This is a genomic window from Enterobacter sp. WP_7_1 (genome assembly GCF_003688535.1).
GTDB lineage: Bacteria > Pseudomonadota > Gammaproteobacteria > Enterobacterales > Enterobacteriaceae > Enterobacter > Enterobacter asburiae.
This window is the reverse complement of the sequence record NZ_REFK01000001.1, coordinates 1,232,347-1,245,765: the sequence shown is the minus strand read 5'-3', so window position 1 is coordinate 1,245,765 and position 13,419 is coordinate 1,232,347. Positions and strand designations below refer to the sequence as shown.

Here is a 13,419-nt window from a genome sequence, read left to right as displayed (position 1 = left end):
AGCCATGTCCGATACTGAACATCACGGCGGGATTAGCCGTCGAACTCTCGTGAAATCTACGGCAATAGGGTCTCTGGCGCTGGCCGCCGGTGGGATCTCGCTTCCTTTCGGTTTAAAAAACGCCGCCGCCGCGGTGAAGAACGCAGTTCAGCCTGCTGAAGATAAAGTGGTGTGGGGCGCCTGCTCGGTCAACTGCGGCAGCCGCTGCGCGCTGCGTCTGCACGTCCGCGACGACGAAGTGTACTGGGTCGAAACCGATAACACCGGCGAGGATATTTACGGTAACCATCAGGTGCGCGCCTGCCTGCGCGGGCGTTCTATTCGCCGTAGGATCAATCACCCTGACCGACTCAACTACCCGATGAAACGCGTGGGCAAACGCGGTGAAGGCAAGTTCGAGCGCATCTCGTGGGACGAAGCGCTGGACGCTATCACCGCCAGCCTGAAAAACGTGGTCAGCAAATACGGCAACGAAGCGGTGTATATCAACTACTCCTCCGGGATTGTCGGCGGCAATATCACCCGCTCCTCCCCTTACGCTTCGCTGGTGGCGCGCCTGATGAACTGCTACGGCGGTTTCCTGAGTCACTACGGCACCTACAGCACGGCGCAAATCGCCTGCGCCATGCCCTACACCTACGGCAGCAACGACGGCAACAGCACCTCGGATATTGAAAACACCAGGCTGGTGGTGATGTTCGGCAATAATCCAGCGGAAACCCGCATGAGCGGCGGCGGGATTACGTATTATCTGGAGCAGGCTCGCGAGCGGTCCAACGCGCGAATGATCGTTATCGACCCGCGCTATACCGATACGGCAGCCGGACGCGAAGATGAGTGGATCCCTATCCGTCCGGGTACCGATGCCGCACTGGTGGCGGGCATTGCCTGGGTATTAATCGACGAAAACCTGGTCGACCAGCCTTTTCTGGATAAATACTGCGTCGGCTACGACGAAAAAACGCTGCCGGAAGGCGCCCCCGCTAACGGCCACTACAAAGCGTACATTCTTGGCCAGGGCGATGACCGCACGGCGAAAACGCCTGAGTGGGCCTCACGCATCACCGGCATTCCGGCAGATCGTATCGTCAAGCTGGCCCGCGAAATCGGCTCCGCGAAGCCGGCCTACATCTGCCAGGGCTGGGGACCACAGCGCCAGGCGAACGGCGAGCTGACGTCCCGCGCCATCGCCATGCTGCCTATCCTGACTGGAAACGTGGGCATCAACGGCGGCAACAGCGGCGCGCGTGAGTCAACCTACACCATCACCATTGAACGTATGCCGATACCGGATAACCCGGTCAAAACGCAAATCTCCTGCTTCAGCTGGACGGACGCCATCGCCCGCGGGCCGGAGATGACCGCCCTTCGCGACGGCGTGCGTGGGAAAGATAAGCTGGACGTGCCGATTAAGTTCATCTGGAACTACGCGGGCAATACCATCATCAACCAGCACTCCGATATCAATAAAACTCACGATATCCTGCAGGATGAAAGCAAGTGCGAAATGATTGTCGTCATCGACAACTTCATGACCTCGTCAGCGAAGTACGCCGATATCGTGCTGCCGGACCTGATGACCGTCGAGCAGGAAGACATCATTCCAAACGATTATGCGGGCAACATGGGCTACCTGATTTTCCTTCAGCCCGTGACCGCACCGAAGTTCGAGCGTAAGCCTATCTACTGGATCATGAGCGAAGTGGCGAAACGCCTCGGCCCGGATATCCATCAGAAATTCACCGAAGGACGCACGCAGGAACAGTGGCTCCAGTTCCTGTACGCCAAAATGCTCGCAAAAGATCCTCAGCTTCCGTCCTATGACGAGCTTAAAAAAATGGGCATTTATAAGCGCAAAGATCCGAACGGACACTTTGTGGCCTATAAAAAATTCCGCGAGAACCCAGAAGCCAACCCGCTGAAAACGCCATCGGGCAAGATTGAAATATACTCCAGCAAGCTGGCAGAGATTGCGGCCACCTGGGAGCTGGAAAAAGATGAAACCATCAGCCCTCTGCCCGTCTACGCCTCGACCTTTGACGGCTGGGATGCGCCCGAGCGCGCGCAGTTCCCGCTGCAGCTGTTTGGCTTCCACTTCAAAGCCCGTACGCACTCGAGCTACGGTAACGTCGACGTGCTGAAAGCGGCCTGCCGCCAGGAAGTCTGGCTCAATCCTGTCGATGCCGAAAAACGCGGCATTAAGAACGGCGATACGGTGCGCGTCTTTAATAGCCGCGGCGAGGTACGAATTGAAGCGAAAGTGACGCCGCGCATCATGCCCGGCGTGAGCGCCATGGGCCAGGGTGCCTGGCACGATGCCAATATGAGTGGCGATCGTATCGACCACGGCTCCTGCATCAACACGCTGACGACCCATCGACCTTCTCCGCTGGCAAAAGGTAACCCGCAGCACACCAATCTGGTGCAGATTGAGAAGGTGTAGAGGGTGAAACACGAGACCCTGGTTTATTCTATGGTCAGTATTATCGGTTAACACAGCCGCGCGGGCGTCATCCGCGCGAGCAAGGAAGGTTTAATGAAAGACGTCTCACATAGTGAATCGTTCGCGTTCAGCGCCCGGGTGCTGGGCGCGCTGTTTTATTTCGCTCCCGACAGCGAGCAGGCCGCGCCGCTGGTGAAAGCGCTCACCGCTGGCGAATGGGTTCAGGACTGGCCCCTGCCTGCAGAAACGCTGCAGCCCGTTGCCGATACGTTTGCCTCATCTTACGATGAGCCGCTGGCGGACGCCTGGCAACGGCTGTTTATTGGTCCGTATGCCCTGCCCGCTCCGCCGTGGGGTTCCGTCTGGCTGGACCGTGAATCCGTGCTGTTTGGCGACTCGACCCTCGCGCTGCGCCAGTGGATGCGTGAGAACAATATCGCGTTTGAGATGCAGCAGAATGAGCCGGAAGATCATTTCGGTACCTTGCTGCTGCTCGCGGCGTGGCTGGCCGAGACTGGCCGCGAAGCGGAGTGCGAGCAGCTTCTGGCGTGGCACCTGCTGCCGTGGAGCACCCGCTTCCTGTCGGTGTTTGTCGACAACGCCGGGCATCCGTTTTATGCCGCGCTGGGCAGACTTGCGCAGCTAACGCTCGCGGACTGGCGATCCGGGCTGCTTATTCCGGTTGCGGAAAAGACGCTGTATCGCTAAGGGATGTGGCTTGCTCGCGGGTGGCGGGCAAGCCTTTAGCTCATTACCTCGCCACCTGATTCACTCGCACTCTCTTTGCTTTGAATGAACCGAAGTGCCAGATAGAGGTCTGGCGCCAGAATCATGTCATCATCATTCATTGTTGGTCGGCTATCTTTAAACCAGCGCGTTAATTCCGTTTTTCTGCCCGCAAGGATTAACGTAATCTGTCGCCCCTTCAGGTCACGCTTTAACTCATTAATGGTTGCCAGAACGCTGATGTCTGAATAGGTGAAGCAAGCAACGGCGTCAATGACCACCCATTTGGGTTGTAATGCTGCACCATCAACCAGGTTCAATACCCGACGTTTAAAATAAGCCACGTTAAAATAGGTCAACGGTGAGTTAAATCGATACATCAGCACGCCCGGGACCATTTTAATATCGGTCGTATTACCTAATGAGTGAATCATTCCATCTTCGTCAGTTCCCAGTAAGTGTTCAGAGGGACGAAACACCGTACGCAGAAACTGTAACAGGCCAAGCAACACCGCAAGGCCGATCCCCTGGATAACGCCGATAATTAACACACAGCCAAACGTGAAAAAGGCCAGACGAAATGCCTGTTTATTTCTTCGCCTCAGATTCCATAACCCGCGCAGATCAATTAATGACCAGGATGCGTACATCAAAACAATACCTAATGCAGATACCGGAATAAATTGTAATGGCTGAGTGAAAAAGACCACTACGATACCGATGAGTAAAGCTGCGACGATGGAAACCAGCTGACTTTTCCCACCCACTGAATCATTAACCGCGGTCCGGGAATCGGCTCCACTGATAGCAAACCCCTGAGATAACCCAGACATAATGTTCGCAATACCCAGCGCTCTGAACTCTGCATCAGCATTAATTTCATAGCCATTTTTCGCGGCGAAACTGCGGGCGGTCAGCATCAGGCTGACAAAACTGACCAGCGCCAGGTTCAAAGCCGGAATCACTAAATCACGCATCGGACCGGGCTGAAACGCGCCCCAGTTAACGACGGGTAAACCAGGCTGGAAGCCTTCCCCTCCAATAGTGGCGATACCATACTGTTGTGCAGATGTCGCCCATACCAGTAGCGTTGTCATCACAATGGCAATCAACGGTGCTGGCCAGTGGCTGCGATACGTTTTAATAACTATTAAAATAATTAACGTTAAAAGCGATATTCCAACGGTTAATAAATGGCTGTCTGAAAGACGTCCTGGCAAGGCCATTATTTTCTCAATAACCTGCGCTTCGTCGAGTTTTATCCCCAACACCTTGCCTAATTGCCCGACAATAATCGTCACGGCAACGCCATTAAGCAAACCCGTAAGGATGGGATGAGAAAGCAGATCGGCAAGTGCGCCCAGGCGGAATTTACTGGCAAGCAGGCACCACCCGCCCATCATCAACGTCATGATAATGGTCAGCTGCCAGTGCAGTTCGGGATTACCTGCAGAAAGAGGAAACACGACGGCCGCAATCACCGCGCAGGTCGTGGCATCAGGGCCCACAATAAGCTGACGTGAAGAACCAAACAGTGCATACGCTATCATCGGTAAAACGCAGGAATAAAGCCCCACTATCGCCCCAACACCTGCCAATTCAGCATAGGCAATGGCCACGGGTAGCGCGACAGCCGCAACGGATAAGCCGGCTTTAACATCATGTTTTAGCCAGCTTTTATCGTAGGCTAACAAAGTTTGTAAACCTGGCATGTAGTTTAATAATTGTTTTCCGAACACGTTGTTCTCCGGATAGGGATATTAGCCACGTCATGCTGGCACACTTCTCAGTGAGGTTCTGGCTTTCGAATGCTCCGGATTAAGGCGCCACTGTTCAGAATCTAATAACAGTTCAACTCTTTATTATTCTGACTGATGTTAAACATAGTTCAAAAACGACCGCTTGTGACTATTCTTCGTCTGGGAACGTATCGGCTTCAGGAGAATAATGCTGACAAACGCATGCCAGCTTATGCCCGTCAGGATCGCGCAGATAGGCAACATAAAAATCGGGGCCGTACGCGGTTCGTGTCCCTGGCATGCCTTCACTCTTCCCTCCCGCAAGAAGGCCTGCTGCATGGAAACGTCTGACAAGCTCCGCGTTATCTGCACGGAATGCGAACATTGTTCCGTTTCCCGCCGTTGCAGGATGCCCGTCAAAAGGAGGGCAAATACAGAAGCTGAACCCCTCATCCGGATTATTTTCATCTCCCCACATTGCCCAGTCCTCTGTCCAGGCCGGCAAACGTGAATAGCCAAGCACGTTAAAAATCGCGTCATAAAACGCCGCGGCGCGCTGAAGATCATTTGTACCTATAGTGATATAAGTCAGCATCTTGTCACATCCTCTTTGCCGTTCTCTGAACAGCGATTATACCTCAGAGGCTATGATTTTAGCGGCGGCAAAAAGGCTGATTTTCACTCCTGTAAGCGCGTGGGGTAAGGGTTCGCAGAACATGTTCTATCGTAATTTCGGCCCCCATCCGCGACGTGAATATCTCGAGTTTTCGTATGTATGCTAAAATTTATCCAGCTGAAGACCGAAAACAGTCCTTATAATTTCAGTACGTTAGCCAAAGTGAGCGAATATGGATAATATTCCACATAAGCAGACAGATCGGAAAAGATGGCCCACATGGCTGTGGTGCGGAAGTTTTTATCTTTTTACGTTGCATTGCTCTGCAGATGAAATAAATCTGTATTCAATAAACACCGGCTCATACGTTTATCATCTGACGCATAATCGAGGACAATACACGGAGAACTTTGAAAATAAGTTCATATCCGTGGAGAGGAAATTCTCGGATACGTCGAAATACAGTCTTGTGCTAGGGACAATGAAAAACAGCTTTAATGACAGATGCCTGGCTGCCGGCGTAAGAAGAGACTGGGCTGGTTGGGATAACGGTTGGGTTTTTAAAGGAATCTATGGATATGTAGGTGAATTTTTCTTTGATACTTTCGATGATTGTGGTGACCATGGTTCATACCATGATTTTAAAAAAGCAACGGGGATAGGATTTTCTCCCTATATATATCATGGGTTCCAGTATAATTTTACGTCTTATTTTGGAATGGATGTGGGTATTATCATACCTTCCGTGTTTGTCATTACGGCACAATGGAGCTTTAGATAAATCCTTCAGCCGCGTGTGCAGTGCTGTAACTGTCTGCAAAGGGAACCGCCCCGCCATCTCAACCGGAGCGGCTTTAATTACCGCAAAAGCGTGCTCAAAACGTTAAGCCACTGCAGCCAACAATCAAAAACTGTACGTCACCTTCAAACTCCCCGTGGGCGATGTTTTGCGTTGAACAATGGGGCTATCACCCGCATCCCCCGTCAGCTGCGTCACGCCCGCTGAGGCAAGGACGCTCCAGCGCGAGGTGAGCTTGTGGGTCCAGTCCAGATTCATCGACCAGGCATAAATCCCTGCCCCGGCGTCATGTCGGGCAAATCCCGATGCGCTCGACTGAGCGGCGCTGACGCCGTAGTAGATCTGCATATACTTGTCGGATCCCCAGCTGCCGGTCAGCGCCAGGGTCACCTCATTTTTTGGTGAGGTATAGAACGGGCTGGAAATGCCGAAATGCACCGCTTCACCGTTGTCTCTTTCAGAAACAGGTACCTCTGCCTGCATCTGCAGGTGAAGCCAGTCGGTCACCCTGTACTCAAGCCCAGGCACAACGATTGCAGAGCCTTTTATCTCGCCCATCCCCCGCAGCTCGTCGCTGCCGGAGCTGATCGAATCGCTGCTCACGTCTTTATCTTTACGGCCAACTCGATAGCTCAGCGCGGCGCTGTAGTCCAGGTTGCCGATGTTGTTGCCGTAACCGATCCCTCGCGTGGTGCCGATAAAAAAGCCGTTTGCCATGGCATAATCCACCACCTGAGCCGCACTGACGCGGGTTTTATCGGAACCCGAGTAGCGCGGCGCGACGTCCACGCCGCCCCCCAGCGTTAAGATGTTACCCTGGCTCTGTTCTGCCGCCAGTGCAGGCGTGGCCAGTAACGCCAGAACGACGCCCGGCACGATGTTTTTCAGGCTGCGGCCCGGAAATAAATGAGGGAACGTATGACGAAGTTCGATGTTTCTCATTAAAGAAGCCCTTTTGGATTCAAATGATGACGATGCATGCGGTTAACCGCCAGAACGCCCATTTTGAATACCGACCCTAAGGTTCTTATGAGCCGAACATGAAGAAACACTGAAGCGCGAGCCGGTGCTGTAAACCGGGCAGGTTTCCTGATACCGTTTTTTTCTTAAGATGTTCTTCATTCACGGTTGATACATTTACCAGTGTGAAAATTCTACTAATCGAAGACGACCTGGATCTCGGCAACGGTGTACGTATCGCCCTCTCGGATCAAGGATTTGACGTCATATGGGTACGCCGCAAAGAGGATGCGCTGCATCAGCTGAACGTCTGCGTGCCGGAACTTATTTTGCTCGACCTGGGGCTGCCCGATGGCGACGGCATGAGCCTGATGACGCGTTTGCGTCAGCAGCTCAAAGGGATCCCGGTCATCATCCTGACGGCGCGAGGCACGCTGCAGGACCGGCTGTGCGGGCTGGATGCCGGTGCGGACGACTATCTCGTCAAGCCTTTTATTCTCGCCGAGCTGCTGGCGCGAGTGAGAGCCCTGGCGCGGCGCAGCTACGGTTTCGAGAATGAGGCGATAGAAATTCGAGGATTATCGCTTCATGTTCCGACGCGTCGCGTGACGGTGAGCGCGCGCCACGTAGACCTGACGGCGAGTGAATATGCGCTGCTGGAAACGCTGATGCTGCGCGCGGACCGCGTGATTACGCGACGGTTTCTGGAAGAACGGATATTCGGCAACAAAGAGAACCTCAGCAATGCGCTCGACGTGCATATGGGAAATTTGCGGCGAAAAATCGGCGACGGCTATGTGCGAACGGTGCGAGGCGTCGGGTATGTCATTGATACCGTTTCAGTCCAGAAGGTGACCGGTTAATGCGAAACGTCTGGTATCACCTGAGGCGCCCAACCCTGGTACGGCGAATTATCATCGCCCAGATGCTGCTGCTTACCCTGCTGTGGTGTCTTTTCGTAACCTTCATCCTGTGGGAGGACCTGCGCAGTCCTCCCATTATCACGGGCAGTAATACCTATGAAACCCTTTTTACCCTGGTTGAGAGGATGGACGGACGCCCGCAGGATCGCACCGCAGTGCTGGAAGCCTTCAGCAAGGCGCTGCGTGAGGGCTATGGCGGCGGGGAAGATCCCGTGCTGTCGATTAACCTCATCGTTCGCAAGAATAATGCCGTTATTTTTTCGTCAGAGGGTGCCCCTGCAGGGGTAATAAATACCCGGCTGGGGGAAATGGAGCACGTGCAGAGTGAAGGTCGCGTCTGGACCAGCCGCACCCTCAAATCCGCCCACTCCGATGTGGAAGTTACCCTCTTCACCCCTGCCAGCGGCTGGAACTTCTTTATCTACCTGAACTCGCGTGGCTACTACATCCTGCCGCTGCTGGTCTGCTTCCCTTTTCTTCTGTTTCCCGCGTGGCTGTCAATCCGCATTGCGATGCGCCCCTGGAACAAGGTGGTCAATGAAATTACGTTACGCGCGCCTGACGATCTCTCCCCTTTAAAAGCCGTTCCCGGACACAGGGAGCTTCGCCAGATGGTGGATGCGACCAATGACTTCCTTGCCAGAGTGCGCGAAAGCGCGGAAAGGGAACGGGTTTTCATTGCGGATGCCGCGCACGAGCTGCGTACCCCCCTCGCAGCGATGCGCATCAACGTGGAAGCGCTGCAGTCCTGGGTCATTAGCGAGAGCCAGCAGGAGCTGCTTGCGGGGGTGATTCGCAGCAACAGCCGGGCAGCGCGTCTCGTCAACCAGCTGCTGCTGATGATGCACAGCGAAGCGCGCATTGATACAGAGATGGAGCCCGTGCCGCTGACGACGCTCATTCAGGAGCGAATGGCCGAGCTGGAACCGCTGGCCTCTGCGCGCAGAATTGAGCTGGAATTCTTCGCTGAGGATGACATCTGGATCGCTGGCGTCAGGGAACGCCTGGTGTCGCTTATTGATAACCTCATTGAGAACGCCGTGAAGTACAATCCCGAGGGCGGGCGGATTCAGGTCGACATCTGCACATCAGATGGCTTCGCGCGGCTTCGCGTTTCAGATGCAGGGCCCGGTATTCCGGTTGAACTGCGCGAACGCGTGTTCGACCGGTTTTTCCGCGACCCCAATCAGGTGCAAAGCGGGAGCGGGCTGGGGCTTGCCATCGTCAAAGCGGTGGCGCAGCAACACAACAGCAGCGTAAACCTGAGTACTTCCGCTGAAGGAGGCCTGATGGTGACGGTTGACTTCCCGAACCGCACGTTTAGCTAAATCAGAACAGGGGGTTCGATCGCAAATGCCGCAGATTGCTTCAAAATAATTACCGTATTTGTTATATTGTTGTTTATTGCTTATTCACCTCTGCGGTGCCAAAAAGAACAAGATTCACCGCAACCCAGGACAGAGAAATGTTAGATTACCGCTTCCCGACAGCTTTGCAGATGGTTCTCAGCGTAGCGATGGCGGAGCAATTGGGTGAACGTTCCACGAGTGCGATTCTGGCCTACGGCCTGGAAGCGAACCCGAGCTTCATCCGCAAATTGATGGTTCCGCTGACGCGTGACGGCATTATCGTCTCAACGCTTGGCCGTAACGGCTCAATTCATCTTGGTCGCCCGCCGGAAGAGATCACCCTGCGCGACATCTACCTTTCGGTTATCGAAGATAAAAAGCTCTGGGCGTCGCGCCCTGACGTACCGGCCCGCTGCGTGGTCAGCGCTAACGCCTGCTGGTACTTCAAATCGATATCCGAAGAAGCCGAGGAGGCTTCGTTAGCGGTACTGGCCCGCCATACCGTGGCAAGCGCCCTGGAAGCGGTCAAAAACGCCGATAGCAGCGGATGGGATCCGCTCCCGGACCTTATTGCCCAGTATCAAAAAACGTCTTAACGATCTTGCCGGGTGCGCTGCGCTTACCCGGCCCACATTCTGATGTAAAAAAACCGCCTTCATAATGAAGGCGGTTTTTTATTATCTGCTGCATTCCTACGCGGGCAGAACGTCTCTTTCCTCTTTTTTCCCGCGCGTCACAAACTTACGCAGCGTTACGTAAAACACCGGCGTCAGGAACAGACCAAACAGCGTCACGCCCAGCATCCCGGAGAAGACCGTGATCCCGGTAACGCCGCGCACTTCTGCGCCCGCCCCGTGGCCGAGGATCAGCGGAATAGTCCCGGCAATAAAGGCGATGGAGGTCATCACAATCGGACGTAAACGCAGGCGGCACGCCTCCAGCGCGGCTTCCATAATGCCTTTGCCCTGAATTTCCAGCTCGCGGGCAAACTCCACGATAAGAATCGCGTTTTTACACGCCAGCCCCATCAGCACCACCAGCCCCACCTGCACGAAGACGTTGTTATCGCCGCCGGTCAGCCAGACGCCAAACAGCGCGGAGAGCATGGTCATCGGCACGATGAGGATCACCGCCAGCGGCAGCGTCCAGCTTTCATACAGCGCCGCCAGGACCAGGAACGCCAGCAGCACCGCGACCGGGAAGACGATCAGCGCCGTGTTGCCCTGGGTGGCCTGCTGGAAGCTCAAATCCGTCCATTCAATGTTCATCCCGTTCGGCAGGATCTGCTTAGACATCGCGTCCAGCTGCGTCATCGCCTGCGCAGACGAAAGCACGCGCGGGTCGGCATCGCCAATCAGATCCGCCGCCGGGTAGCCGTTGTAGCGAATCACCGGATCCGGACCGTAGGTGGTCGTGATTTTCACCATGCTGCCAATCGGCACCATTTCACCCTGGCTGTTACGGGTGCGCAGATTCGCAATATCTTCCACGCTGTCGCGGAACTGCCCGTCGGCCTGCGCCATCACGCGCCAGGTACGGCCGAACTGGTTGAAGTCGTTCACGTACGACGAGCCCAGATAGGTTTGCAGCGTACCGAAAAGATCGGTCAGCAATACGCCCTGCGCTTTCGCCTTGTCACGGTCGACCTGCACGTCCAGCTGCGGAACGTTAGCCTGGTAGGTTGAGATCGGGAAGTGCATTCCCGGGGTCTGCATAATCGCACCGGACATGGTGTTCACCGCGTTTTGCAGCGCGCCATAGCCCAGACCACCGCGATCCTGGATGTACAAGGAATAGCCCGACCCCTGACCCAGCCCTAAAATCGGCGGCGGCAGGATGGAGAAGCCAAAACCTTCCTGAATTTGCGCGATTTTCGCGTTGATCTCAGCGTTAATTTCCGCCGCAGTATGTTTGCGCTGGTCGAACGGCTTCAGGCCAAAGAAGACCGTCCCGGTATTCGGCGTATTGGTGAACTGCAGCGCGTTCAGCCCCGGGAACGCGACCGCGTAGTCCACGCCTTCGGTATTCATCCCGATTTCGCTCATTTTGCGGATCACCGCATCGGTGCGCGCCAGCGACGAACCTTCCGGCATTTTCACGCCGCCAATCAGGTACAGCTTATCCTGCGTCGGAATAAACCCGCCGGGCACCGCTTTAAACATCACGCCTGCGGCACAGAGCAGCAGCAGATACACCACAAATACCGAGCCGCGTCGTCCCAGCGTTTTGCCCACCAGCCCCTGATAGCCGTTCGAGCTGCGGTGGAAAAAGCGGTTAAACGGACGGAAAATCCAGCCGAACAGACGATCGATAAGCCGGGTCGGAAAATCTTTCGGCGCGCCGTGCGGTTTTAACAGCAGTGCCGCCAGCGCCGGAGAGAGCGTCAGCGAGTTAATGGCGGAGATGACCGTGGAAATCGCGATCGTCACCGCAAACTGCTTGTAGAACTGCCCGGTAACGCCCGAGAGAAACGCCATCGGCACAAACACCGCGCACAGCACCAGCGCAATCGCGATGATCGGCCCCGAGACTTCGCGCATCGCCTGATGCGCCGCCGCAAGCGGAGCAAGCCCCTCTTCAATATTTCGCTCGACGTTTTCCACCACCACGATGGCGTCGTCCACCACGATGCCGATGGCCAGCACCAGCCCGAACAAGCTCAGGGTATTCAGCGAGAAGCCCAGCAGGTAGAGAATGCTGAAGGTACCCACCACCGAAACCGGCACCGCGATCAGGGGAATGATCGACGCGCGCCAGGTTTGCAGGAACAGGATCACCACCAGCACCACCAGCACGACCGCTTCCAGCAGCGTTTGCACCACCGCGCGGATGGAGTCGCGCACGAAAACGGTCGGATCGTAAGGTGCCGCCCACTTCATGTCCGCCGGGAAGCGCGTGGACAGCTCGTCCATTTTCGCACGCACCGCGTTAGACAAATCGATGGCGTTCGCTCCCGGAGACTGGAAGATACCAATCCCGACCGCGTCTTTATTGTTCAGCTGGGAACGCAGCGCATAGCTGCCGGAGCCCATTTCGATACGCGCCACGTCGCGCAGGCGGACGACCGTACCGTCCTGCGTCGTTTTCAGGACAATATTGCCGAACTCTTCTTCGGTATGCAGACGGCCCTGGGCGTTAATGGAGATCAGGAAATCGCTCTCTTTCGGCAGCGGCTCGGCGCCAAGCTGCCCGGCGGATACCTGCACGTTCTGCTCCTGCATCGCCGTGACCACGTCCGACGCGGTCAGCCCGCGGGCCGCCACCTTGTTGGGATCCAGCCAGACGCGCATCGCGTATTCACCCGAGCCGAAAATCTGGATCTGGCCGACGCCGGGCAGGCGCGCCAGCTCGTCCTTCACCTTCAGCGTGGCGTAGTTACGCATATACAGGGAGTCGTACTTGCCGTTAGGCGAAAACAGATGCACCACCAGCGTCAGCGTCGGGGACTGTTTCTGGGTGGTAATGCCCAGGCGCCGCACGTCTTCCGGCAGACGCGCTTCGGCCTGCGCGACGCGGTTTTGCACCTGAACCTGCGCCTGGTCCGGATCGGTACCCGGACGGAAGGTGACGGTGGTGACCAGCACGCCATCGGAACCCGCGACGGACTTCATGTACATCATGTTCTCAACGCCGTTGATCGCCTCTTCCAGCGGCGTCGCCACCGTCTCGGCAATCACTTTCGGGTTGGCGCCCGGGTACTCCGCGCGCACCTGCACGCTTGGCGGCACGACGTCAGGGTATTCGCTCACCGGCAGCAGCGGGATGGCGATTAACCCTGTGATAAAAATCAGAATCGACAGCACCGCGGCAAAAATCGGCCTGTCGATGAAAAAGCGGGAAAAGTCCATGGATGGATTCTCAGGT

Annotated in this window: 10 protein-coding genes; 6 read left to right on the top strand and 4 right to left on the bottom strand. The window is 55.7% G+C overall.

Going from position 1 to position 13,419, the window contains the following annotated elements:
• The first annotated feature begins 4 nt into the window (after nucleotides 1–4).
• Both ynfE and dmsD read left to right on the top strand, forming a co-directional pair.
• Nucleotides 5–2,443 (top strand): selenate/tellurate reductase subunit YnfE, encoded by a 2,439-nt coding sequence (gene ynfE / locus BJ885_RS06180; protein WP_121931400.1) that lies wholly within the window; start codon nucleotides 5–7, stop codon nucleotides 2,441–2,443.
• 93 nt (nucleotides 2,444–2,536) lie between these two features.
• Complete coding sequence (gene dmsD, locus BJ885_RS06175; RefSeq protein WP_121931399.1) at nucleotides 2,537–3,151, top strand: Tat proofreading chaperone DmsD; 615 nt, start codon at nucleotides 2,537–2,539, stop codon at nucleotides 3,149–3,151.
• A gap of 35 nt (nucleotides 3,152–3,186) precedes the next feature.
• Here the strand turns inward: dmsD and BJ885_RS06170 are convergent, their stop codons facing one another.
• The gene (locus tag BJ885_RS06170; protein ID WP_121931398.1) at nucleotides 3,187–4,908 is read right to left on the bottom strand and encodes a SulP family inorganic anion transporter; all 1,722 of its coding nucleotides are present in this window, start codon (nucleotides 4,906–4,908) and stop codon (nucleotides 3,187–3,189) included.
• Between the two features lie 169 nt (nucleotides 4,909–5,077).
• Nucleotides 5,078–5,503 carry a VOC family protein gene (locus BJ885_RS06165; protein WP_121931397.1) on the bottom strand — a complete coding sequence of 142 codons (426 nt, stop codon included), beginning with the start codon at nucleotides 5,501–5,503 and terminating at the stop codon, nucleotides 5,078–5,080.
• Nucleotides 5,504–5,756: 253 nt separating this feature from the next.
• On the opposite strand from BJ885_RS06165, the gene BJ885_RS06160 reads away from it, so the two are divergent.
• The gene (locus tag BJ885_RS06160) at nucleotides 5,757–6,305 is read left to right on the top strand and encodes a hypothetical protein (RefSeq protein WP_223604024.1); all 549 of its coding nucleotides are present in this window, start codon (nucleotides 5,757–5,759) and stop codon (nucleotides 6,303–6,305) included.
• A gap of 123 nt (nucleotides 6,306–6,428) precedes the next feature.
• On the opposite strand, the gene BJ885_RS06155 is transcribed toward BJ885_RS06160, so the two are convergent.
• On the bottom strand, nucleotides 6,429–7,265 hold the full coding sequence (locus tag BJ885_RS06155) for a MipA/OmpV family protein (protein WP_121931396.1): 837 nt from the start codon (nucleotides 7,263–7,265) through the stop codon (nucleotides 6,429–6,431).
• Between the two features lie 203 nt (nucleotides 7,266–7,468).
• Here BJ885_RS06155 and BJ885_RS06150 point away from each other — a divergent pair, with 203 nt between their 5' ends.
• From BJ885_RS06150 to BJ885_RS06140, 3 genes are all read left to right on the top strand, one after another.
• Complete coding sequence (locus BJ885_RS06150; protein WP_029739388.1) at nucleotides 7,469–8,146, top strand: response regulator; 678 nt, start codon at nucleotides 7,469–7,471, stop codon at nucleotides 8,144–8,146.
• On the top strand, nucleotides 8,146–9,534 hold the full coding sequence (locus BJ885_RS06145; RefSeq protein WP_121931395.1) for a HAMP domain-containing sensor histidine kinase: 1,389 nt from the start codon (nucleotides 8,146–8,148) through the stop codon (nucleotides 9,532–9,534). The genes BJ885_RS06150 and BJ885_RS06145 overlap by 1 nt, the downstream gene beginning before the upstream one ends.
• A gap of 137 nt (nucleotides 9,535–9,671) precedes the next feature.
• Nucleotides 9,672–10,151: an Rrf2 family transcriptional regulator gene (locus BJ885_RS06140; RefSeq protein ID WP_029739386.1), complete on the top strand. Its 480-nt coding sequence runs from the start codon at nucleotides 9,672–9,674 to the stop codon at nucleotides 10,149–10,151.
• A gap of 96 nt (nucleotides 10,152–10,247) precedes the next feature.
• Here the strand turns inward: BJ885_RS06140 and oqxB are convergent, their stop codons facing one another.
• Entirely contained in the window at nucleotides 10,248–13,403 is a 3,156-nt protein-coding gene (gene oqxB / locus BJ885_RS06135; RefSeq protein WP_023311530.1) for a multidrug efflux RND transporter permease subunit OqxB, read from the bottom strand.
• Nucleotides 13,404–13,419 lie beyond the last annotated feature (16 nt).

Excerpts from the sequence above, each read along its gene's own strand:
- dmsD (WP_121931399.1), top strand. The coding sequence starts at position 2,537 with ATGAAAGACGTCTCACATAGTGAATCGTTCGCGTTCAGCGCCCGGGTG.
- BJ885_RS06160 (WP_223604024.1), top strand. The coding sequence starts at position 5,757 with ATGGATAATATTCCACATAAGCAGACAGATCGGAAAAGATGGCCCACA.
- BJ885_RS06140 (WP_029739386.1), top strand. The coding sequence starts at position 9,672 with ATGTTAGATTACCGCTTCCCGACAGCTTTGCAGATGGTTCTCAGCGTA.
- BJ885_RS06145 (WP_121931395.1), top strand. The coding sequence starts at position 8,146 with ATGCGAAACGTCTGGTATCACCTGAGGCGCCCAACCCTGGTACGGCGA.
- oqxB (WP_023311530.1), bottom strand. The coding sequence starts at position 13,403 with ATGGACTTTTCCCGCTTTTTCATCGACAGGCCGATTTTTGCCGCGGTG.
- BJ885_RS06165 (WP_121931397.1), bottom strand. The coding sequence starts at position 5,503 with ATGCTGACTTATATCACTATAGGTACAAATGATCTTCAGCGCGCCGCG.
- ynfE (WP_121931400.1), top strand. The coding sequence starts at position 5 with ATGTCCGATACTGAACATCACGGCGGGATTAGCCGTCGAACTCTCGTG.
- BJ885_RS06155 (WP_121931396.1), bottom strand. The coding sequence starts at position 7,265 with ATGAGAAACATCGAACTTCGTCATACGTTCCCTCATTTATTTCCGGGC.